The 21,012-nt window shown below is 66.5% G+C and carries 13 protein-coding genes; 12 read left to right on the top strand and 1 reads right to left on the bottom strand.

The window, feature by feature from the left end; genetic code table 11:
• Window positions 1-119: 119 nt before the first annotated feature.
• From CEX87_RS13535 to CEX87_RS13495, 9 genes are all read left to right on the top strand, one after another.
• Window positions 120-557: an anthrone oxygenase family protein gene (locus CEX87_RS13535; protein WP_067393250.1), complete on the top strand. Its 438-nt coding sequence runs from the start codon at window positions 120-122 to the stop codon at window positions 555-557.
• 337 nt (window positions 558-894) lie between these two features.
• Entirely contained in the window at window positions 895-1,428 is a 534-nt protein-coding gene (gene rplJ / locus CEX87_RS13530) for a 50S ribosomal protein L10 (protein ID WP_064345555.1), read from the top strand.
• Window positions 1,429-1,526: 98 nt separating this feature from the next.
• A complete protein-coding gene (gene rplL / locus CEX87_RS13525) occupies window positions 1,527-1,919 on the top strand; it encodes a 50S ribosomal protein L7/L12 (RefSeq protein ID WP_064345556.1) in 393 nt (130 codons plus the stop codon).
• A gap of 193 nt (window positions 1,920-2,112) precedes the next feature.
• Window positions 2,113-3,192, top strand: coding sequence for an ABC transporter ATP-binding protein (locus tag CEX87_RS13520; protein WP_064415484.1), 1,080 nt, complete (start codon window positions 2,113-2,115; stop codon window positions 3,190-3,192).
• Between the two features lie 40 nt (window positions 3,193-3,232).
• A complete protein-coding gene (locus CEX87_RS13515) occupies window positions 3,233-5,473 on the top strand; it encodes a molybdopterin-dependent oxidoreductase (RefSeq protein WP_094287682.1) in 2,241 nt (746 codons plus the stop codon).
• A 58-nt stretch (window positions 5,474-5,531) separates the two neighbouring features.
• Window positions 5,532-7,487 carry a hypothetical protein gene (locus CEX87_RS13510; protein WP_094287680.1) on the top strand — a complete coding sequence of 652 codons (1,956 nt, stop codon included), beginning with the start codon at window positions 5,532-5,534 and terminating at the stop codon, window positions 7,485-7,487.
• Between the two features lie 399 nt (window positions 7,488-7,886).
• The gene (rpoB, locus tag CEX87_RS13505; RefSeq protein ID WP_082680793.1) at window positions 7,887-11,372 is read left to right on the top strand and encodes a DNA-directed RNA polymerase subunit beta; all 3,486 of its coding nucleotides are present in this window, start codon (window positions 7,887-7,889) and stop codon (window positions 11,370-11,372) included.
• A gap of 32 nt (window positions 11,373-11,404) precedes the next feature.
• Window positions 11,405-15,349, top strand: a complete 3,945-nt coding sequence (locus tag CEX87_RS13500) for a DNA-directed RNA polymerase subunit beta' (RefSeq protein ID WP_067393256.1) — start codon at window positions 11,405-11,407, stop codon at window positions 15,347-15,349.
• Between the two features lie 135 nt (window positions 15,350-15,484).
• Window positions 15,485-16,480 carry a calcium/sodium antiporter gene (locus CEX87_RS13495; protein WP_094287678.1) on the top strand — a complete coding sequence of 332 codons (996 nt, stop codon included), beginning with the start codon at window positions 15,485-15,487 and terminating at the stop codon, window positions 16,478-16,480.
• A gap of 109 nt (window positions 16,481-16,589) precedes the next feature.
• Here CEX87_RS13495 and CEX87_RS13490 read toward each other — a convergent pair whose 3' ends face one another.
• On the bottom strand, window positions 16,590-17,585 hold the full coding sequence (locus CEX87_RS13490) for a YihY/virulence factor BrkB family protein (RefSeq protein ID WP_233151383.1): 996 nt from the start codon (window positions 17,583-17,585) through the stop codon (window positions 16,590-16,592).
• 70 nt (window positions 17,586-17,655) lie between these two features.
• Here CEX87_RS13490 and CEX87_RS13485 point away from each other — a divergent pair, with 70 nt between their 5' ends.
• From CEX87_RS13485 to CEX87_RS13475, 3 genes are read left to right on the top strand one after another with little or no spacing between them, the layout of a single operon-like run.
• Window positions 17,656-18,411 carry a deoxyribonuclease IV gene (locus CEX87_RS13485; RefSeq protein WP_064400150.1) on the top strand — a complete coding sequence of 252 codons (756 nt, stop codon included), beginning with the start codon at window positions 17,656-17,658 and terminating at the stop codon, window positions 18,409-18,411.
• Window positions 18,412-18,466: 55 nt separating this feature from the next.
• The gene (locus tag CEX87_RS13480) at window positions 18,467-19,696 is read left to right on the top strand and encodes a phosphatase PAP2 family protein (protein ID WP_082695129.1); all 1,230 of its coding nucleotides are present in this window, start codon (window positions 18,467-18,469) and stop codon (window positions 19,694-19,696) included.
• A gap of 36 nt (window positions 19,697-19,732) precedes the next feature.
• Window positions 19,733-20,959: a cation:proton antiporter gene (locus tag CEX87_RS13475; protein WP_066810608.1), complete on the top strand. Its 1,227-nt coding sequence runs from the start codon at window positions 19,733-19,735 to the stop codon at window positions 20,957-20,959.
• Window positions 20,960-21,012: the final 53 nt, after the last annotated feature.

Here is a 21,012-nt window from a genome sequence, read left to right as displayed (position 1 = left end):
TTCTGTCTGCCTGGAGTGCGTGCGGGCCCTGGTCTTTCGGCCCCAGTCGCGCAGTCTCCCAGAGCTGCCGAATGTGTCAGTACCTTGTTTTGTGTCAGCGTGATGGGCACGGTCGAGGTATGGACGCAATTGTGCACGTGCTGGCCCTGCTGATCGTCGGACCGTTGGTCGGGGTCGAACTCGCGGTCGCGGTGTTCCTCAACCCGGTGCTGGGCCGGCTGCCCGACGAAGCGTTCGCACAGGCCCGCAGCGACAGCGGGCGGGTACTGGGAAAGGTGATGCCGTTCTGGTACGCCGCGGCGCTTGTTGTTCTGATCGCGGCGGCCGTGCTGTTGCGGACGGATTGGCTGTTCATCACCGCGGCCCTGACCATGGCGCTGGCGGTGGTGGCGACCGTGGCGTTGATGGTGCCGATCAACAACCGCATCGGGCGCTGGTCCTCCGGTGCCGACGTCGACCGCGGGTTGGCGCGGCAGTGGGATCGGCTGCATTGGCGTCGGGTGGCCTTACTTGTCGTGGTGTTCGGGCTGGCGGTCGTCGCGGTGGCGGGGGTTTAGGCGGTTTGCGCACGCCCGCGTCCGGGTGAGGGTGCGCGAGCTGCTGGAAAATTGCGGTGTGTCGTGGGCAGACGCGCACGGTCGCGCGGAAAGGGATTCGCGTGGATCGGGTGCGTTTTGGCTGATGAGCAGGTAGTCGGCTATTCTCGACGGCGTTCCACCGAAGACCGTCGGTCACCGAGCAATCGGTTGAAGGTCCCGGACCACCCGGGCGGCCCACGCAGGAGGACGAGGCTACAGCTATTGCGCGCCCCGACCTGTCTGCGTCGGGGCGTTCGTCGTTTCCGGCCCCGCAACCCTTACTCGGCCCACGGTTCCCATCCACGAGGAGGCATGCATGGCCAAGGCTGACAAGGCCACCGCGGTTGCCGACATCGCCGAGCAGTTCAAGGAGGCTTCGGCGACGCTCGTCACCGAGTACCGCGGGCTGACGGTGGCCAACCTCAAGGACCTGCGCCGTTCGCTCGGTGATTCCGCCACCTACACAGTCGCCAAGAACACGCTGGTCAAGCGTGCCGCGGCGGAGGCGGGCATCGAGGGGCTCGACGAGTTGTTCGTCGGCCCCACCGCGATCGCGTTCGTCAAGGGCGAGGCCGTCGACGCCGCCAAGGCGATCAAGAAGTTCGCCAAGGACAACAAGGCCCTCGTCATCAAGGGCGGCTACATGGACGGCCGCCCGCTGAGCGTGTCCGAGGTCGAGCGCATCGCCGATCTGGAGTCGCGCGAGGTGCTGCTGGCCAAGATGGCCGGCGCGATGAAGGCGAACCTGTCCAAGGCCGCCGGTCTGTTCAACGCTCCGGCGTCGCAGGTCGCACGGCTGGCCGCCGCTCTGCAAGAGAAGAAGGCCGGCGAAGGCGAAGAAGCCGCATAACCACCCACCATCCCCGCGGTTTGTGGAGCCGCACCGGCGCTGACCGCCGGTAACACGCCACAAATCGCACTGAAAGTAAGAATCAGAAAGGACCACTCATGGCCAAGCTGTCCACCGACGAGCTGCTCGACGCGTTCAAGGAACTGACGCTGCTGGAGCTCTCCGAGTTCGTCAAGAAGTTCGAGGAGACCTTCGAGGTCACCGCCGCTGCCCCGGTCGCCGTCGCGGCTGCCGGCCCCGCCGCCGGTGGTGCGCCCGCCGAGGCCGCCGAGGAGCAGTCTGAGTTCGACGTCATCCTCGAGGGTGCCGGCGACAAGAAGATCGGCGTCATCAAGGTCGTCCGCGAGATCGTCTCGGGCCTGGGTCTCAAAGAGGCCAAGGACCTCGTCGACGGCGCTCCCAAGCCGCTGCTCGAGAAGGTCGACAAGGCTGCCGCCGACGACGCCAAGGCCAAGCTCGAGGCCGCGGGCGCGACGGTCACCGTCAAGTAGCACCGCGCCGGCGTGCCGGCAGTACCACAACTGTGGGGTCGATCCAGCAAAGCGGGTCGGCCCCACAGTCGTTTTCTCGATGGGTCACAATCAACCCCAGACTCGTGTTGTGGCCAGGAGCGGTAGGCTACAGTGACTCAAGCCACAAGCGGTGAGGCCTGTGGCGTGACGATTATTGGCGGAAGGATCTCGCGTGGGCATTGGTATCCAGATTGAGGGACTGACCAAGTCCTTCGGCCCCCAGCGAATCTGGGAGGACGTCACATTCGACCTGCCGCCGGGTGAGGTGAGCGTTCTGCTCGGCCCCTCCGGTACGGGTAAATCCGTGTTCTTGAAGTCGCTGATCGGGCTGCTGCGCCCCGAACGCGGCAAGATCATCGTCGACGGCACCGACGTGATTCAGTGCACCGCCAAGGAGCTCTACGAGATCCGCACGCTGTTCGGTGTGATGTTCCAGGACGGCGCGCTGTTCGGCTCGATGAGCCTGTACGACAACACCGCTTTCCCCTTGCGTGAGCACACCAAGAAGAAGGAAAGCGAAATCCGCCAGATCGTCATGGAGAAGCTCGAGCTGGTGGGTCTGGCCGGTGACGAGAACAAGTTCCCCGGCGAGATCTCCGGTGGTATGCGCAAGCGTGCCGGCCTGGCCCGCTCCCTGGTGCTCGATCCGCAGATCATCCTCTGCGACGAGCCGGACTCGGGTCTGGACCCGGTCCGTACCGCCTACCTTTCGCAGTTGTTGATCGACATCAACGCGCAGATCGACTGCACGATCCTGATCGTGACGCACAACATCAACATCGCCCGGACGGTGCCCGACAACATGGGCATGCTGTTCCGCAAGCACCTGGTGATGTTCGGTCCGCGCGAGGTGCTGTTGACCAGTGACGAGCCGGTGGTGCGGCAGTTCCTCAACGGTCGGCGTATCGGTCCGATCGGTATGTCCGAGGAGAAGGACGAGTCGACGATGGCCGAGGAGCAGGCCATGATCGACGCCGGTCACCATGACGGTGGTGTCGAGGAGATCGAGGGTGTGCCGCCGCAGATCCAGGCGACGCCCGGTATGCCGGAGCGCCAGGCCGTCTACCGCCGGCAGGCCCGGGTGCGCGAGATCATGCACACCCTGCCGCCCAAGGCTCAGGAAGCCATCCGCGCCGATCTCGAAGGCTCGAACACCCATGCGGGCAGCGCCTTCCCGGATGCCACGACGGCTCGGCACACCACGGTCGACGAAGAAGCACCGACCGGCGCCATCCCGCGCGCACAGCAGTAGGCCGCCCGATGTGAACGTCGACGAGCGCTTGCGCTGAGAGATGACGCGCGAGCACCGGACGACGTTCTGCCGGATCTGCGAGCCGCTGTGCGGCATGATCGCGACCGTCGAAGACGGCCGACTGGTCGAGCTGCGCCCCGACAGGGACCATCCGCTCTCATCGGGATTCGCCTGCCAGAAGGGCATCGCCTTCACCGAGGTGGTCAACGACCCCGACCGGGTGACCACACCGCTGCGACGCACTCGTTCCGGGTTCGAACCCGTCGGCTGGGACGAGGCGATGACCGACATCGCCGCCCGACTCTCCGTCATCCACTGCAGGCACGGTGCGGGCGCAATCGGCTGGTATTTCGGTAACCCGGGCGCGTTCAGCTACTCGTACACTCTGGGCCTCAACATGCTGATGGGCGGATTCGGGCTCGGGCTCCTCGGCGGTCCCGGCCGCGGCCTGCACGTGTTCACCGCCGGCTCGCAGGACGTCAACAACCGCTTCGTCGCCAGCCAGTTGCTCTACGGGTCGCCGCTCGCACTCCCGATACCCGACCTGCTGCGGACGGACTTACTGGTGGTCATCGGCGCCAACCCGGTCGTCTCGCACGGCAGCGTGCTCACCGCGCCGCGGATTCGGGATCGCATGCACGACATCGTCACGCGCGGTGGCCGCGTACTGGTCATCGACCCGCGCAGGACCGAGACCGCAGCGCAGTTCGAGTGGCTGGGCATCGTCCCCGACGGCGACGCCTACCTGCTGCTGTCCCTGCTGCATGTGATGTTCGGTGAGAACCTGGCCGACCGCCGAGGGCTCGCAGAGCGGGCCGACGGCGCGGCCTGGCTCGAGCGGCTGGCCACACCGTTCAGCCCCGAGGTCACCGAGGCGCGCACCGGGATCGACCCCGAGACCGTCCGCGCCCTGGCCCGCGACCTGGCCGGAACCGAACGGGCGGCGGTCTACGGTCGCGTCGGCACCAGCGTCGGCGAAAACGGAACGCTGACGACTTACCTGCTCGACGCCGTCAACCTGGTGGCAGGGAACCTTGATGTGCCCGGCGGCAGCATGTTCGGCCGGCTCGGTATCCCTGGGGAGCGGTGGCTGAACAAGGCCGGCGGCGCACTGCTGCGCGCCGTCTACACGCGCAAACGGTCGCGCATCGGCGGGTTTCCCTCCGTCCTCGGTTCCGAACCCGCGGGCGTGATGGCCAAGGAGATCACCACGCCGGGACGCGGGCAGGTCAGGGCGCTGTTCGTCGGCGCGGGCAACCCCGTGCTTTCCGTGCCCAACGGCGACGAACTCGAGACCGCGTTGGAGTCTCTCGAGTTGTCGGTCGGCATCGACCTCTATCTCAACGAGACGCTGGCGCACTGCGACTACGTACTGCCCGCCACGTCGATGTACGAACGCGACGACTTTCCGCTGCCGTTCCAGACGCTGCAACCCACGCCGTTCCGGCAAGCCACCGAGGCCGTTGTCGCGCCGGTGGGCCAGGCCCGCGCGGAGTGGGAGATCATCGACGACCTCACGGCCAGGATGTGGCGGGCGACGCCCGGCCTGGCGTTGCTCGCCGGTGTGCGAAAGGCATTGTCCGCGTTCGGGGTCCGACTCAGCCCGCGGATGCTCGCCGATGCGGTGATCCGGTTGGCCGCGGGCGGCGACCGGTTCGGCCTGCGACGCGGCTTGAGCTTCTCGAAACTCACCGCCAACCATCCGCACGGCACGGTGCTGGCGAACCATCTGCGGGCCGGTGTGCTGGGCGACATCGTCGTCTACCGCGGTGGCCGGGTGCGTCTGCGTCACGACGAGGTCGCCGCCGAAGTCGACAAGCTGTCGCGCCGCCGCGTCGCCGACGACTATCCGATGCGGCTGATCGGCATGCGCGAGGCGCGGTCGGAGAACTCGTGGATGCACAACTCGCCGCTTCTGATGCGCGGTGAGCGTTCGCACCGGGCACTCATGCACGTCGACGACGCGGCCGCCGCCGACATCGCCGACGGTGACACCGTGCGGATCACCTCGCGACATGGCCAGATCGAGATTCCGGTCATCGCCACCAAGGACATCGTCGTCGGCGTGATCGCGGTCCCACACGGTTGGGGACACAAGGGCACGGCGGGATGGCGCATCGCCAACGACGCCGGCGGCGCGAACGTCAACCGATTGATGTCCAGCGATCCGGCCGAGATCGAGAGCCTGGCCGGGATGGCCCGGCTCACTGGTGTCCCGGTGCGCGTCGAGCGGGTCGCGTCGGTGGCCCCGCAACCCGAGCGGGCGCAAACTTTCGGATAAGGCCGGTTCGCGGCCAGCAAACCCGTTATCTTTCTCCCGTCGTCGAGCGGGAGAGGTCATGGTCGACCGGTTTCTGATCTGGGTGAGAGCGGGTGTCGTCACCGCGGGACTGTCGGCCGCAGTGCTCGCCGGTGCGGGTGCGGCGATCGCCGACGACGGTTCGTCGTCAGATGGCGGTGGGTCCACGGCCTCGGAGTCGTCGAATTCCGCTGACAGTCCGAAGGATTCGGTCGCCGGTGAGTCCTCGGTCACGGCCGGTGGCCGGTCCTCGAACGCGCGCACCACCCGCACGAGCGGCGACGCCCCGCGCACCCGCGTCGGCGCGAAGGCTCCCGACGACACGAAGGACGCGAAGGGTTCCGAGGCCACCAGCGATACCGACCGTGGCGAGGAACGGAAAAAGCCCGCTTCGAGCCCGACGGACGCCGCCGACGCCGCAACAGATCAGGCAAAGGACGACAAGACCGCCGACACCCGAACCACCGACGACGCCGCGGGCACCGACGCCGTGGTCGAGCAACCGGTGGTCGACGCCGTGGTCGAACAGCCTGTGGTCGACGACGAGGTGATCGAGGAGGTCGTCGCCAAGTCCGACTCGGACCGTGACCACACGGTCCAGCAGGGGGCGGCCCGGGTCTCTGCGAACGTCCCCACGGTCACCTCGGACAACGACGCCACCGACCGGACCGAGCCGGACCGGACCGAGAAGAAGGCCGCACTCGTCGCGGAGACAGGCGACACCGGCGACCCGACCGCCCCTGAGCAACGCATGGCGGTGGTCCTCGAACAGCCGGTCGCCGGCGTCGTCGAGGACGCCGAGGAAGTCGGTGTCCAGGCGGTGGCCTTCGCATCGGTGCCACCGGCGGTGACCACTGCGACCGCCCCCCAGGTCCCCCTCATCCTGCGGGTGATCGGCACGATCGTGTTCGACCTGTACGCCGTCGCGACCCGACTGCTGGGCGGCCCACCGATCCTGCCGCCCAACAGCACGGTCAGCGTGCGCTCGTCGACGCTGCGGATCGACTGCGCCTGTGCAGAAGGTGAAGGCAAGGAAGTGCCCGCGGACTGGTACATCCCGGAGACGGCAACCGGCGAGCCGCCCGAGCGCCTGATCTACCTGCAGCACGGCTTTTTGGCCAGCGCCCCGTGGTACAGCCACACCGCCGCCGCGTTGGCCGAGCGGACCCAGAGCATCGTGGTCGCACCGTCGATCAGCTCCAACTTCTTTGCCGTCGACGGATGCTGGCTCGGCGGGGCGCCGATGCACGAGGCGATGGCGGGACTGTTCGACGACGGAAACACCGCGCTGGAGGACAGTGCGCGAGCCGCCGGGCACGCAGGGGACATCCCCGACCGCGTCGTGCTGATGGGCCACTCGCTCGGCGGCGGCGCGGTGTCGGGGATCGCCGGCTACCTGGCCGACGACGAGCGCATCGACAGGCTGGCCGGGGTCGTGCTGCTCGACGGCGTGGCGCTGGGCGACCCGGCGCGGATGACGGAATCGCTGAGGAAGGTCCCCGTCGACATCCCGATCTACCAGCTCGCCGCACCGGTCTACATGTGGAACAACTTCGGCGCCGGCCTCGACGCTCTGGCCGCCGCGCGACCGACCGGGTTCATCGGCGTCACATTGGTCAACGGCTCACACGTCGACGCCATGCGGGGCGGCAATCCGCTCATCCAGTTCGCCCAGGAGCTGGTGGCCGGCTTCTCGCGGCCCGAGAACGCCGCCGCCGCGCAGATACTGATGGTCGGCTGGGTCAACGACATGTTCGCCGGTGACCGGAAGACGGGTATCTACCTCGAGCGCGGCGAGCAGTTCCGCTTCGACACCCCGGCCGGGCAGGCCACCGTCGTCGCACTGCCCAATACGTTGACCAAGCCGTACCTGCTGAACTTCCTGAAGCCGTTCATGCCGTTGGCCGACGGGTTGTTCTCCATGGACCCGGTGTGTGTGCGCGAATCGGTCGGCTCGGCCGGGTCCGGACACTGCAGCAACGCGATCGCCGCCTGACGCAAAACTCCACAACAACGCGTGTTATCTCTTGACGGGAAGCCGCAGAGGGGCCAATCTGTTCTGCAGCAATGTATGGACGTATGAGAAGGATCGAGTCGCCAGCCAGCGCCCCGATGCGTGCCATACATGCGGTTGGGTTGTGGATGTTCTGCGGATGTTGAGGAATACGCCGTCCTGCGGTACTGTTGGACGTTGCGCTGGCTGCATCCTGCCCACCTAAACCCGCACCTGACACCGATGTCCTAGCCTGAGCCCAGCTCAGTGATCTAGTCGCGTGCCGTGCGTTCGGGAAGTTTGTGGTCGTGAGTGGCCAGCCGAACCGACGCAGATATCGCGACGAAACGGACCGGTGGTCTACCGGCACGATAGTCGCATGAGGTGCTGGAAGGATGCATCTTGGCAGGGTCCCGCCCAAGCAAGACAGCAGAAGCTACTAAAAACTCCGTCCCAGGAGCACCAAACCGAATTTCCTTTGCAAAGCTCCGTGAGCCCCTCGAGGTTCCCGGGCTTCTCGACGTTCAAACCGAGTCTTTCGAATGGCTGATCGGCTCCGACGCCTGGCGTGAAAAGGCCAAGGAGCGCGGCGAGGAAAACCCCGTTGGTGGCCTCGAAGAGGTGCTTTCCGAGCTGAGCCCGATCGAGGACTTCTCCGGCTCGATGTCGCTGTCCTTCTCCGATCCGCGCTTCGACGAGGTCAAGGCCCCCGTCGACGAGTGCAAAGACAAGGACATGACGTACGCGGCCCCGCTGTTCGTCACGGCCGAGTTCATCAACAACAACACCGGTGAGATCAAGAGCCAGACGGTCTTCATGGGCGACTTCCCGATGATGACCGAGAAGGGCACGTTCATCATCAACGGCACCGAGCGTGTCGTGGTGAGCCAGCTGGTCCGGTCGCCGGGCGTCTACTTCGACGAGAGCATCGACAAGTCCACCGAGAAGACGCTGCACAGCGTCAAGGTGATCCCTGGCCGCGGCGCGTGGCTGGAGTTCGACGTCGACAAGCGCGACACCGTCGGCGTGCGCATCGACCGCAAGCGTCGTCAGCCGGTCACCGTGCTGCTCAAGGCGCTCGGGTGGACCAACGAGCAGATCACCGAGCGGTTCGGCTTCTCCGAGATCATGATGAGCACGCTGGAGAAGGACAACACCGCCGGAACCGACGAGGCGCTGCTGGACATCTACCGCAAGCTGCGCCCGGGCGAGCCGCCGACCAAGGAGTCCGCGCAGACCCTGCTGGAGAACCTGTTCTTCAAGGAGAAGCGCTACGACCTGGCCCGCGTCGGTCGCTACAAGGTCAACAAGAAGCTGGGCATCACCGAGAACCCGGCGCAGACCACTTCGACCACGCTGACCGAAGAGGACGTCGTCGCCACCATCGAGTACCTGGTGCGGCTGCATCAGGGCGACAAGACGATGACCGTCCCGGGTGGTGTCGAGGTTCCCGTCGAGGTCGATGACATCGACCACTTCGGCAACCGTCGTCTGCGCACCGTCGGCGAGCTGATCCAGAACCAGATCCGGGTGGGCCTGTCGCGCATGGAGCGCGTCGTGCGTGAGCGCATGACCACTCAGGACGTCGAGGCGATCACGCCGCAGACCCTGATCAACATCCGTCCCGTCGTGGCGGCGATCAAGGAGTTCTTCGGCACCAGCCAGCTGTCGCAGTTCATGGACCAGAACAACCCGCTCTCGGGCCTGACCCACAAGCGCCGCCTGTCGGCGCTGGGCCCCGGCGGTCTGTCCCGTGAGCGCGCCGGCCTCGAGGTCCGCGACGTGCACGCGTCGCACTACGGCCGCATGTGCCCGATCGAGACCCCGGAGGGTCCGAACATCGGCCTGATCGGCTCGCTGTCGGTGTACGCGCGGGTCAACCCGTTCGGCTTCATCGAGACGCCGTACCGCAAGGTCAAGGACGGTGTTGTCACCGACGACATCGAGTACCTGACCGCCGACGAGGAGGACCGCCACGTCGTGGCGCAGGCCAACTCGCCGATCGATGACAACGGCCGCTTCCTGGAGGAGCGCGTCCTGGTCCGCCGCAAGGGCGGCGAGGTCGAGCAGATCTCGTCGAGCGAGGTGGACTACATGGACGTCTCGCCGCGCCAGATGGTGTCGGTCGCGACGGCCATGATCCCGTTCCTCGAGCACGACGACGCCAACCGCGCCCTGATGGGTGCCAACATGCAGCGCCAGGCGGTTCCGCTGGTGCGCAGCGAGGCCCCGCTGGTCGGCACCGGTATGGAGTTGCGTGCCGCGATCGACGCCGGTGACGTCGTCGTCGCCGACAAGGCCGGCGTCATCGAGGAGGTCTCGGCCGACTACGTCACCGTGATGGCCGACGACGGCACCCGGCACACCTACCGGATGCGTAAGTTCGCGCGCTCGAACCACGGCACCTGCGCCAACCAGCGCCCGATCGTGGACGCCGGCCAGCGGGTCGAGGCGGGTCAGGTCATCGCCGACGGGCCGTGCACCGAGAACGGTGAGATGGCGCTGGGCAAGAACCTGCTCGTGGCGATCATGCCGTGGGAGGGGCACAACTACGAGGACGCGATCATCCTCTCCAACCGCCTGGTGGAAGAGGACGTGCTCACCTCGATTCACATCGAGGAGCACGAGATCGACGCCCGCGACACCAAGCTGGGCGCCGAGGAGATCACCCGGGACATCCCGAACGTCTCCGATGAGGTGCTGGCCGATCTCGACGAGCGCGGCATCGTCCGCATCGGCGCCGAGGTCCGCGACGGCGACATCCTGGTCGGCAAGGTCACCCCGAAGGGTGAGACCGAGCTGACCCCGGAGGAGCGGCTGCTGCGTGCGATCTTCGGTGAGAAGGCGCGCGAGGTCCGCGACACGTCGCTGAAGGTGCCCCACGGTGAGTCCGGCAAGGTGATCGGCATCCGCGTGTTCTCCCGCGAGGACGACGACGAGCTGCCCGCCGGGGTCAACGAGTTGGTTCGCGTGTACGTCGCGCAGAAGCGCAAGATCTCCGACGGCGACAAGCTGGCCGGGCGCCACGGCAACAAGGGCGTCATCGGCAAGATCCTGCCCGTCGAGGACATGCCGTTCCTGCCCGACGGCACCCCGGTGGACATCATCTTGAACACCCACGGTGTGCCGCGTCGTATGAACATCGGTCAGATCCTGGAGACCCACCTCGGGTGGGTGGCCAAGAGCGGCTGGAAGATCAACGGTTCGCCGGACTGGGCGAGCGCGTTGCCCAAGGAGCTGCTCGAGTCCGAGCCGGGAAGCATCGTCTCGACACCGGTGTTCGACGGTGCCCGCGAAGCCGAGCTGCAGGGTCTGCTCGGGTCCACGTTGCCCAACCGCGACGGCGAGACGCTCGTTGACGAGGACGGCAAGGCGATGCTGTTCGACGGTCGCAGTGGCGAGCCGTTCCCGTACCCGGTGACGGTGGGCTACATGTACATCCTCAAGCTGCACCACTTGGTGGACGACAAGATTCACGCCCGTTCCACCGGCCCGTACTCGATGATCACCCAGCAGCCGCTGGGCGGTAAGGCGCAGTTCGGTGGCCAGCGGTTCGGCGAGATGGAATGTTGGGCCATGCAGGCCTACGGCGCGGCGTACACGCTGCAGGAGCTGTTGACCATCAAGTCCGACGACACCGTCGGCCGGGTCAAGGTGTACGAGGCGATCGTCAAGGGCGAGAACATCCCCGAGCCGGGCATTCCGGAGTCGTTCAAGGTGTTGCTCAAGGAACTTCAGTCGCTGTGCCTCAACGTCGAGGTGCTGTCGAGCGACGGCGCCGCGATCGAGATGCGCGACGGCGACGACGAGGATCTGGAGCGCGCCGCGGCGAACCTGGGAATCAACCTGTCGCGCAACGAATCCGCGTCCGTAGAAGATTTGGCCTAAATTTCTAGTCCCGCAAGGGGAAAGGGAGTTACGTGCTAGACGTCAACTTCTTCGATGAACTCCGCATCGGTCTTGCCACCGCGGACGACATCCGTAACTGGTCGTTCGGTGAGGTCAAGAAGCCGGAGACCATCAACTACCGCACGCTGAAGCCGGAGAAGGACGGCCTGTTCTGCGAGAAGATCTTCGGACCGACTCGCGACTGGGAGTGCTACTGCGGCAAGTACAAGCGCGTCCGCTTCAAGGGCATCATCTGTGAGCGCTGCGGCGTCGAGGTCACTCGCGCCAAGGTGCGTCGTGAGCGGATGGGCCACATCGAACTGGCCGCGCCCGTCACGCACATCTGGTACTTCAAGGGTGTGCCCTCGCGGCTGGGCTATCTGCTCGATCTGGCGCCGAAGGATCTCGAGAAGATCATCTACTTCGCCGCCTACGTGATCACCGCCGTCGACGACGAGATGCGCCACAACGAGCTCTCCACGCTCGAAGCCGAAATGGCCGTGGAGCGCAAGGCCGTTGAGGATCAGCGCGATCTCGATCTGGCCGAGCGGTCCCAGAAGCTCGAGGCCGACCTGGCCGAGCTGGAGAAGGAAGGCGCCAAGAGCGACGTGCGCCGCAAGGTGCGCGACGGTGGCGAGCGCGAGATGCGCCAGATCCGCGACCGGGCCCAGCGGGAGCTGGACCGGCTCGAGGAGATCTGGAACACCTTCACCAAGCTGGCGCCCAAGCAGCTCGTCGTCGACGAGGTGCTCTACCGGGAGCTGCAGGACCGCTACGGCGAGTACTTCACCGGTGCGATGGGTGCCGAGGCGATCAAGAAGCTCATCGAGAACTTCGACATCGAGGCCGAGGCCGAGGAGCTGCGCGAGGTCATCCGAAGCGGCAAGGGGCAGAAGAAGCTTCGCGCACTGAAGCGGCTCAAGGTGGTCGCGGCGTTCCAGCAGTCTTCCAACTCGCCGATGGGCATGGTGCTCGACGCGGTTCCGGTGATCCCGCCGGAGTTGCGCCCGATGGTGCAGCTCGACGGTGGCCGGTTCGCGACGTCGGACCTCAACGACCTGTACCGCCGCGTGATCAACCGCAACAACCGGTTGAAGCGACTGATCGATCTCGGCGCGCCCGAGATCATCGTCAACAACGAGAAGCGCATGCTTCAGGAGTCGGTGGACGCGCTGTTCGACAACGGCCGCCGCGGCCGTCCGGTCACCGGACCGGGCAACCGTCCGCTCAAGTCGCTGTCGGATCTGTTGAAGGGCAAGCAGGGTCGGTTCCGTCAGAACCTGCTCGGTAAGCGCGTCGACTACTCCGGCCGTTCGGTCATCGTGGTCGGCCCGCAGCTCAAGCTGCACCAGTGCGGTCTGCCCAAGCTGATGGCTCTCGAGCTGTTCAAGCCGTTCGTGATGAAGCGTCTGGTGGATCTGAACCACGCGCAGAACATCAAGAGCGCCAAGCGCATGGTCGAGCGTCAGCGTCCGCAGGTGTGGGATGTCCTCGAAGAGGTCATCGCCGAGCACCCGGTGCTGCTGAACCGCGCACCGACGCTGCACCGCCTCGGTATCCAGGCGTTCGAGCCGCAGCTGGTGGAGGGCAAGGCCATTCAGCTGCACCCTCTGGTGTGCGAGGCGTTCAACGCCGACTTCGACGGCGACCAGATGGCCGTGCACCTGCCGCTGAGTGCGGAGGCACAGGCCGAGGCGCGCATCCTGATGCTGTCGTCGAACAACATCCTGTCCCCGGCGTCGGGTCGGCCGTTGGCCATGCCGCGTCTGGACATGGTGACCGGCCTGTACTACCTGACGACGATGATCGAGGGCGACACCGGCGAGTACACGCCGGCCGCCAAGGATCAGCCGGAGACCGGTGTGTACAGCTCGCCCGCCGAGGCGATCATGGCGATGGACCGCGGTGCGCTGTCGGTGCGGGCCAAGATCCGCGTGCGGTTGACGCAGCTGCGTCCGTCCGCCGATCTGGAAGCCGAGCTGTTCCCGGAGGGCTGGAAGCCCGGTGACGCCTGGACCGCGGAGACCACTCTGGGTCGGGTGATGTTCAACGAGCTTCTGCCGCACGGCTATCCGTTCGTCAACGAGCAGATGCACAAGAAGGTCCAGGCGCGGATCGTCAACGATCTCGCCGAGCGCTACCCGATGATCGTGGTGGCGCAGACCGTCGACAAGCTCAAGGACGCCGGCTTCTACTGGGCCACCCGTTCGGGTGTCACCGTGTCGATGGCCGACGTGTTGGTGCCGCCACAGAAGCAGGAGATCCTGGACCGCTACGAGAAGGAAGCCGACCAGATCGAGAAGAAGTACCAGCGCGGTGCTCTGAACCACGACGAGCGCAACGACGCACTGGTCAAGATCTGGCAGGACGCCACCGAAGAGGTCGGCGAGGCGCTGCGGGCACACTACCCGAAGGACAACCCGATCATCACGATCGTCGACTCGGGTGCCACGGGTAACTTCACGCAGACCAGGACCCTGGCCGGCATGAAGGGTCTGGTGACCAACCCGAAGGGTGAGTTCATCCCGCGTCCGATCAAGTCCTCGTTCCGTGAGGGCCTGACGGTGCTGGAGTACTTCATCAACACCCACGGCGCCCGAAAGGGTCTGGCGGACACCGCTCTTCGTACCGCCGACTCGGGTTACCTGACCCGCCGTCTGGTCGACGTTTCGCAGGACGTCATCGTGCGCGAGACCGACTGTGAGACCGAGCGCGGCATCAATGTCACGCTGGCCGAGCTACAGGGTGACGCGTTGGTGCGCGATCAGCACATCGAGACGTCGGCCTATGCCCGGACGCTGGCCACCGATGCGGTCGACAAGGACGGCAACGTCGTCGTCGAGCGCGGCCACGACCTGGGCGATCCGGCGATCGAGGCACTGCTGGCCGCCGGCATCACCGAGGTGAAGGTCCGCTCCGTGCTGACCTGCGCCACGGGCACCGGCGTGTGCGCGATGTGCTACGGCCGCTCGATGGCCACGGGCAAGCTCGTCGACATCGGCGAGGCCGTCGGCATCGTCGCCGCGCAGTCCATCGGTGAGCCCGGCACGCAGCTGACCATGCGCACGTTCCACCAGGGCGGCGTGGGTGAGGACATCACCGGTGGTCTGCCCCGTGTGCAGGAGCTGTTCGAGGCCCGCATCCCGCGGAACAAGGCGCCGATCGCCGACGTCACCGGCCGGGTGCAGCTCGAAGAGGGCGAGCGCTTCTACAAGATCACCATCATCCCCGACGATGGTGGCGAAGAAGTGGTGTACGACAAGCTCTCTCGTCGTCAGCGCCTGAAGGTGTTCAAGCACGACGACGGCACCGAGCGTCTGCTCGCCGACGGTGACCACGTCGAGGTGGGCCAGCAGCTGATGGAAGGTGCGGCCGACCCGCACGAGGTGCTGCGTGTCCAGGGCCCCCGCGAGGTGCAGATCCACCTCGTCAAGGAGGTCCAGGAGGTCTACCGGGCCCAGGGCGTGTCGATTCACGACAAGCACATCGAGGTCATCGTCCGGCAGATGCTGCGTCGCGTCACGATCATCGACTCGGGCTCGACGGAGTTCCTGCCCGGCTCGCTGACCGAGCGCGGCGAGTTCGAGACCGAGAACCGTCGGGTGGTCGCCGAGGGCGGCGAGCCCGCGGCCGGTCGTCCGGTGCTGATGGGTATCACGAAGGCGTCGCTGGCCACCGACTCGTGGCTGTCGGCGGCGTCGTTCCAGGAGACCACCCGCGTGCTCACCGATGCGGCGATCAACTGCCGCAGCGACAAGCTGCAGGGTCTGAAGGAGAACGTGATCATCGGCAAGCTGATCCCGGCCGGTACCGGTATCAACCGCTACCGCAACATCCAGGTGCAGCCGACCGAAGAAGCCCGCGCTGCGGCGTACACGATCCCGTCGTACGAGGATCAGTACTACAGCCCGGACTTCGGCCAGGCCACCGGTGCCGCGGTGCCGTTGGACGACTACGGCTACAGCGACTATCGGTAAGAGTTCACGAAAAAGCCTCCGGGTCACGGCCCGGGGGCTTTTTCGTGCCCAGATCTGCGCGCCGAACGTGGGTTACCCGCACGTCCTGCGCGTGTTTTGCGTGCCACGAGCCCACACTCGGCGGTCGGTGACCTGATGCTGACGAACATCGTGTGGTTCCTCGCTGGGCTGAGCGCATTGATCATCGGCGCCGAGGTGATGGTCCGAGGCGGAGCCGAAGCCGCTGTGCGACTGGGGATCAGCCCGATCGTCATCGGGCTGACGGTGGTCTCGATCGGCACCAGCATGCCCGAATTGGCGGTCGGTGTGGTCGCGGCGGGGGAGGGCAGCGGTGCGCTGGCGGTCGGCAACATCGTCGGCACCAACGTGGTCAACGTGTTGCTCATCCTCGGTCTCAGCGCCGCGCTGGTGCCGCTGACGTTGCAGTCGCGCACCATCCGGTTCGAACTGCCGATCATGGCTATCGCGGCGCTGCTGCTGTTGGTGCTGGCCGCCGATGGCGTGCTGACCCGGCTCGACGGCGCCATCCTGGTCGTGTGTGCGGTCGTCTACACCGCCGCGGTGATCTGGTCGGCTCGACGCGAATCCCACGCCGTCGCCGTTGAATTCGCGGCCGAGCTGGTTGCCGAGTACGCGACCGAAGAGGTCGGCTCGGTGACGACCAAACGGCGGTGGACCTCGACCAGTGTCGCGATGACGCTGGGCGGTATCGCGGTCGTCGTGCTGGGAGCGGATTGGCTTGTCGACGGGGCGGTCGGTATGGCGCGTCAGTTCGGCGTCTCCGACGCGCTGATCGGCCTGACGGTGGTCGCGATCGGCACGTCTGCACCGGAGTTGGTGACCACCATGATCTCTACCATGCGCGGTGACAGGGACATCGCGGTCGGCAATCTGATCGGCAGCAGTATTTACAACATTCTGCTCATCCTCGGCGTGGCCTGCCTCGTGCCGGCGCAGGGGCTGAACCTGCCGTCCAGCCTCGTGACGATCGACCTGCCGATCATGGTGATCGTCGCGCTGGCCTGCATCCCGATTTTCATCACTGGGCGGCGCGTCTCGCGCGCCGAGGGCGTGGCGATGGTCACCGCTTACGTGGGCTACCTGTGTTTCCTGCTGACCACCCAGACGTGACCGCGGTTCAGCACACTCGGCCGGCTCGCCGGCGCCGCGAACGTGGGTTACCCGCACGCCTGGCACGGATTCGCGTGACATAACCCCACAGTCGGCGGGCCGGGGAGGCCTAGCTTGCTCGTCGTCGCCGGCGTAGCCGCCACGGATACTTCTCGTGCGGCCACATCTTTTCGATCTCGGCGTTGAACTCGGCGCCCAGCAACACCGCGAAAGCCGTGATGTAGAGCCACAAGACGACGGCGATCGGCACGGCGAGCTGGCTGTATACGGCGTCGTCACGCGCGCTGACCGCCAGGTAGGCGCGCAGCCCCGCTGATGCCACCAGCCACAGGACCATCGCCAGCACCGCCCCGGGGATGTCACGGCGCCAAGGCAATCGCCACGGAACACCGAGGTGATACAGCGTGACCAGTCCGACGAGGATCAACAGCGCCACGCCTGGCCAGAACAGCAGATCCAGTGCGCGCAAAGTACTTTCGGTCAACGGGTCCGGCGTCACCCACGCCACGAGGTCAGGCCCGAGGACAAGCGGCGGCAGAATCGCCACTGCGCCGAGGAGCCCGCCTGCGGTCAGCCCCAACGCCAGCAGCCGTCGTCGCCAAGCAGGCCTGGGCTCGACACCGTAGGCGATCGTGATCGTTTCCAGGTACCGATTGACTGCCCGTGAACCCGTCCACAGGCTCAGCACAATTCCGATGGAGATCACGCTTCCTCGGGATTGCATGAGCCCCGCCTCGACCACGCGCTGGTATGACTCGAAGGTTCGCTCGGCAAGGAAGGAGCTGGGCACGTCGAGCAGCAGCCGATGTAGTCGCGCGGTGCCTTCAGGGCCGAGCGCTTCGGCGATGAACCCGAGCGAGCCGAGGACAGCAATCAACAGCGACGGCAGCGAGATCAGGGAGAACAGCGCGACCTCGGCGGCCAGCCCGGGTACGCGGTCACGCAGCGTGTCGTTGACGGTGCGGGCGATCAGCCGGCCTGCCTGCCGAACCGGCCGGGGTGCACGCGACAGCATCGAAATCGTGCGTCGTTGCAGGGTCGAACGGGCGGAAGCGACCGTATCCGACCACGACGAGAACGGAGACGGGTCGCTTCCAGGTCCCACGCTCCGAGCCTAGGCGGCCGGGAGAGATGGTCTCGCCAGCCATGTCGGTGGCTCTGCCTAGACTGGCGTCGTGCTCATCGGTTCGCACGTCCACGGTGACGACCCCCTGGCCGCGGCGGAAGCTGACGGCGCCGACGTGGTGCAGTTCTTCCTCGGCAACCCGCAGAGCTGGAAGAAACCCAAACCGCGAGACGACGCGGAGACGCTCAAGGCGTCCAGCATCCCGCTCTACGTCCACGCGCCGTACCTGATCAACGTCGCGTCGGCCAACAATCGGGTGCGTATCCCGTCGCGCAAGATCTTGCAGGACACCTGTGACGCGGCGTCGGAGATCAACGCGACGGCGGTCATCGTGCACGGCGGTCACGCCGACGACAAAGACTGGGAAGCCGGTTTCGAACGCTGGGTCAAGGCGCTGGATTACCTCGAAACCGATGTGCCCGTCTACCTGGAGAACACCGCGGGCGGCGACCACGCAATGGCCCGCCACTTCGACGTCATCGCCCGGTTGTGGGACCACATCGGCGACAAGGGAATCGGCTTCTGCCTGGACACCTGCCACGCGTGGGCCGCAGGGGAGAAGCTGATCGACGCCGTCGACCGGATCAAGGCCATCACCGGACGCATCGATTTGGTGCACTGCAACGACTCGCGCGATGCGGCGGGGTCGGGCGCCGACCGGCACGCCAACTTCGGCACCGGTCAGATCGATCCGCAGTTACTGGTCGCGGTGGTGCATGCCGCCGGCGCACCCGTCATCTGCGAAACCGCAGACGAGGGCCGCAAAGACGACATCGCCTTCCTGCGCGAGCACATCACGACCTGATAACCGAACCGCAGTCGAACGCGCGGCAACTGCGGGGTGAACTAGATTCAACTAAGTGTCTGCGGTCGACGAGTCGTCAGTTGCGTCGCAGCGCGCTCCCGAGGCGGCCCAGACGCGGGACCGCCGGCTCACCTACGTGCGCAGGATCGCCGTCGCGATATGGGCTGCGGTCATCGTCTACCGCACGGTCACCGAGGGTTTCGCCTTCAACCGTGAGCTGGTGCTGCTCTACATCGCCACCGGCCTGCTGGCTGCGAGCATCGGTCAGGTCCGCCGGATGCTCTATGTCATCCGCGACTGGCTTCCGTTCGCGCTGATCCTGCTCGCCTACGACCTGAGCAGGGGTGCTGCGGACATGATCGGGCGACCGACGCTGTGGGACTGGCCCGTCGAGGCCGATCGTTTGCTTTTCTTCGGCACCGTGCCGACCGTGTGGCTTCAGGAGCAGCTCAAACAGGGACAACCACCGTGGTGGGAAGTCGTTCTGAGCTGCGTCTACATGTCCTTCTTCATCCTGCCGTACGTGGTGGCCGGGGTGCTGTGGCTGCGTGATCGCGCGGAGTGGAAGGCGTTCGTGCGTCTGTTCGTCGGCTTGAACTTCGCGGGCTTGGCCATCTACGCCCTGGTGCCGGCCGCGCCGCCGTGGGCCGCGGCCCGCTGCACCCCTGCCGACGTCGAGGGCGGACCGGCGTACGCGCGCTGCATGTTCCGGTCGGCGCGAGGAGTGCCTGACGGCGGTGTGCTCGGGGCGATGCAATCCAGTCAGGACGGGGCGAACCCGTGGATCGAGCGGATTGTCGGACGCGGGTGGGGCAACCTGAACATGCATACCGCGAGCGCGCTGCTCGATGCCGGCCAGGCCAGCGTCAACCTGGTGGCGGCGATACCGTCCCTGCATGCCGGAATGACGGCAGCGGTCGCGGCCTTCCTATGGCATCGCGTGCACGGAGCGTGGCGTCCAGTGCTCGCGGCCTATGTGCTCCTGATGGCCTTCACGCTGGTGTACACCGCCGAGCACTACGTCATCGACATCCTGCTCGGCTGGGCGCTGGCCGCCGCGGTCATCGTCGTCCTCCACCGTTACGAGAAGTGGCGACGAGCGAGGGCCTCGCGCGCTGCAGAGCGCTCCGTCGAGATGGTCCCGTTCTACGAGCGACCGGACGCCCCCGAGCCCTCGGCCGAGCCCGACCCCCCGGTTGCACCGGCGCCCATCACGAAACCGGAGCCCATTGCGAAACCGGAGCCGCGCCGCCGAGACGTCGTCGCCGAACTCGACAGCCGCTGACTGATCTGTCGCAGCCGGGGAGGGGAGGTCCAAGGCGTGAAAACCGACCTGCTGCTTACCACCGTGGGCGTTCTCGGTGTCATCGTCGCCGCGTTGTCGGCCAAGATGCGCCGACTGCCGATCTCCGAACCGCTGCTGGGGCTCGTGGCGGGAGCGCTGATCGGCTCGCAGCTGCTCGACGTGTTTCACATGGCGCCGCTGACCAGTGAGCATTCGCTGCTTCACGAGGTGAGCCGGGTGCTGCTTGCGGTGTCGGTGATGGCGGTGGCCTTGCGGTATCCGTTCGCCGACGTGAGGCGCTGCTGGCGTCCGGTGACGGTGCTGGTACTGGTGGCGATGCCGGTGATGGCGGTGGTGACGGCCGCGCTGGGCTGGCTGATCCTGTCGATTCCGATCGCGACGGCGGCGTTGCTGGGTGCTGCGGTATGTCCCACCGACCCGGTGCTGGCCTCGACCGTGGTGACCGGTGAGGACGCCGAACGAGACATCCCGGCCCGCAACCGCCAGCTGTTGTCGTTGGAGTCCGGCGCCAACGACGGCTTGGCGTTACCGCTCGTGTTGGCGGCCATTGCGCTGGCGGGAGGGATGGACGCCGGCGCGGCGGTTCGCGAGTCACTGTGGCAGGTCTTCGGCGCGGTCGCGGTCGGCGTGGCGATGGGCTGGGCCGGCGGGAAGGCGCTCAAGTGGGGCGACGAGTACGGCGCCACCGACACGGCACCGGCCTTGTTCTTCACCGTCGTGTTGGCGCTCGGGATTCTCGGGGTGTCCGGACTCCTGCATACGGACGGCGTTCTCGCGGTCTTCGTCGGTGGTCTCGTCTTCAATGTGGTTGGCACGGGCGGAGAGCGGGCGGCGGAGGTGTCGATCGACGAAGCGATCAACCGGTTCGCCGTGCTGCCGATGTTCGTTCTCGTTGGGGCGACGCTGCCGTGGCAGTCCTGGCTTGACCTGGGCTGGCGCGCGGTCGCCCTGGCGCTGGCGGTCCTGCTGCTGCGACGCATTCCCATCCTGCTGGTGCTGGGCTGTCCGCTGCGCCTGAAGATTCGGGACGCGCTCTACCTGGGCTGGTTCGGCCCGGTCGGGGTGTCGGCGCTGTTCTATCTGACGTTGGAAGCCGACCGTATGGGCGTCGACGAGACGGTGTTGGCGGCCGGGTCGCTCGTGCTCGTGGTCAGTACGGTCGCCTTCGGGCTGAGCGGGGCGGGCGGGCGCAAACTCTACGCCAGGTCGGCAGAGTCTCGTCAGGACCAGCCCGCGGAGTGACCACTGCTGTTACGACTATTGTGCAGCTGTTTGTAAAAGTGTAATAGTGGTCT

Source organism: Mycobacterium lehmannii (genome assembly GCF_002245535.1).
GTDB lineage: Bacteria > Actinomycetota > Actinomycetes > Mycobacteriales > Mycobacteriaceae > Mycobacterium > Mycobacterium lehmannii.
Note: the sequence above shows the minus strand (reverse complement) of the source record. Positions and strands in the feature narration are given on the sequence as shown.

Excerpts from the sequence above, each read along its gene's own strand:
- CEX87_RS13535 (WP_067393250.1), top strand. The coding sequence starts at position 120 with ATGGACGCAATTGTGCACGTGCTGGCCCTGCTGATCGTCGGACCGTTG.
- rplL (WP_064345556.1), top strand. The coding sequence starts at position 1,527 with ATGGCCAAGCTGTCCACCGACGAGCTGCTCGACGCGTTCAAGGAACTG.
- CEX87_RS13495 (WP_094287678.1), top strand. The coding sequence starts at position 15,485 with ATGCTGACGAACATCGTGTGGTTCCTCGCTGGGCTGAGCGCATTGATC.
- rplJ (WP_064345555.1), top strand. The coding sequence starts at position 895 with ATGGCCAAGGCTGACAAGGCCACCGCGGTTGCCGACATCGCCGAGCAG.
- CEX87_RS13515 (WP_094287682.1), top strand. The coding sequence starts at position 3,233 with ATGACGCGCGAGCACCGGACGACGTTCTGCCGGATCTGCGAGCCGCTG.
- CEX87_RS13510 (WP_094287680.1), top strand. The coding sequence starts at position 5,532 with ATGGTCGACCGGTTTCTGATCTGGGTGAGAGCGGGTGTCGTCACCGCG.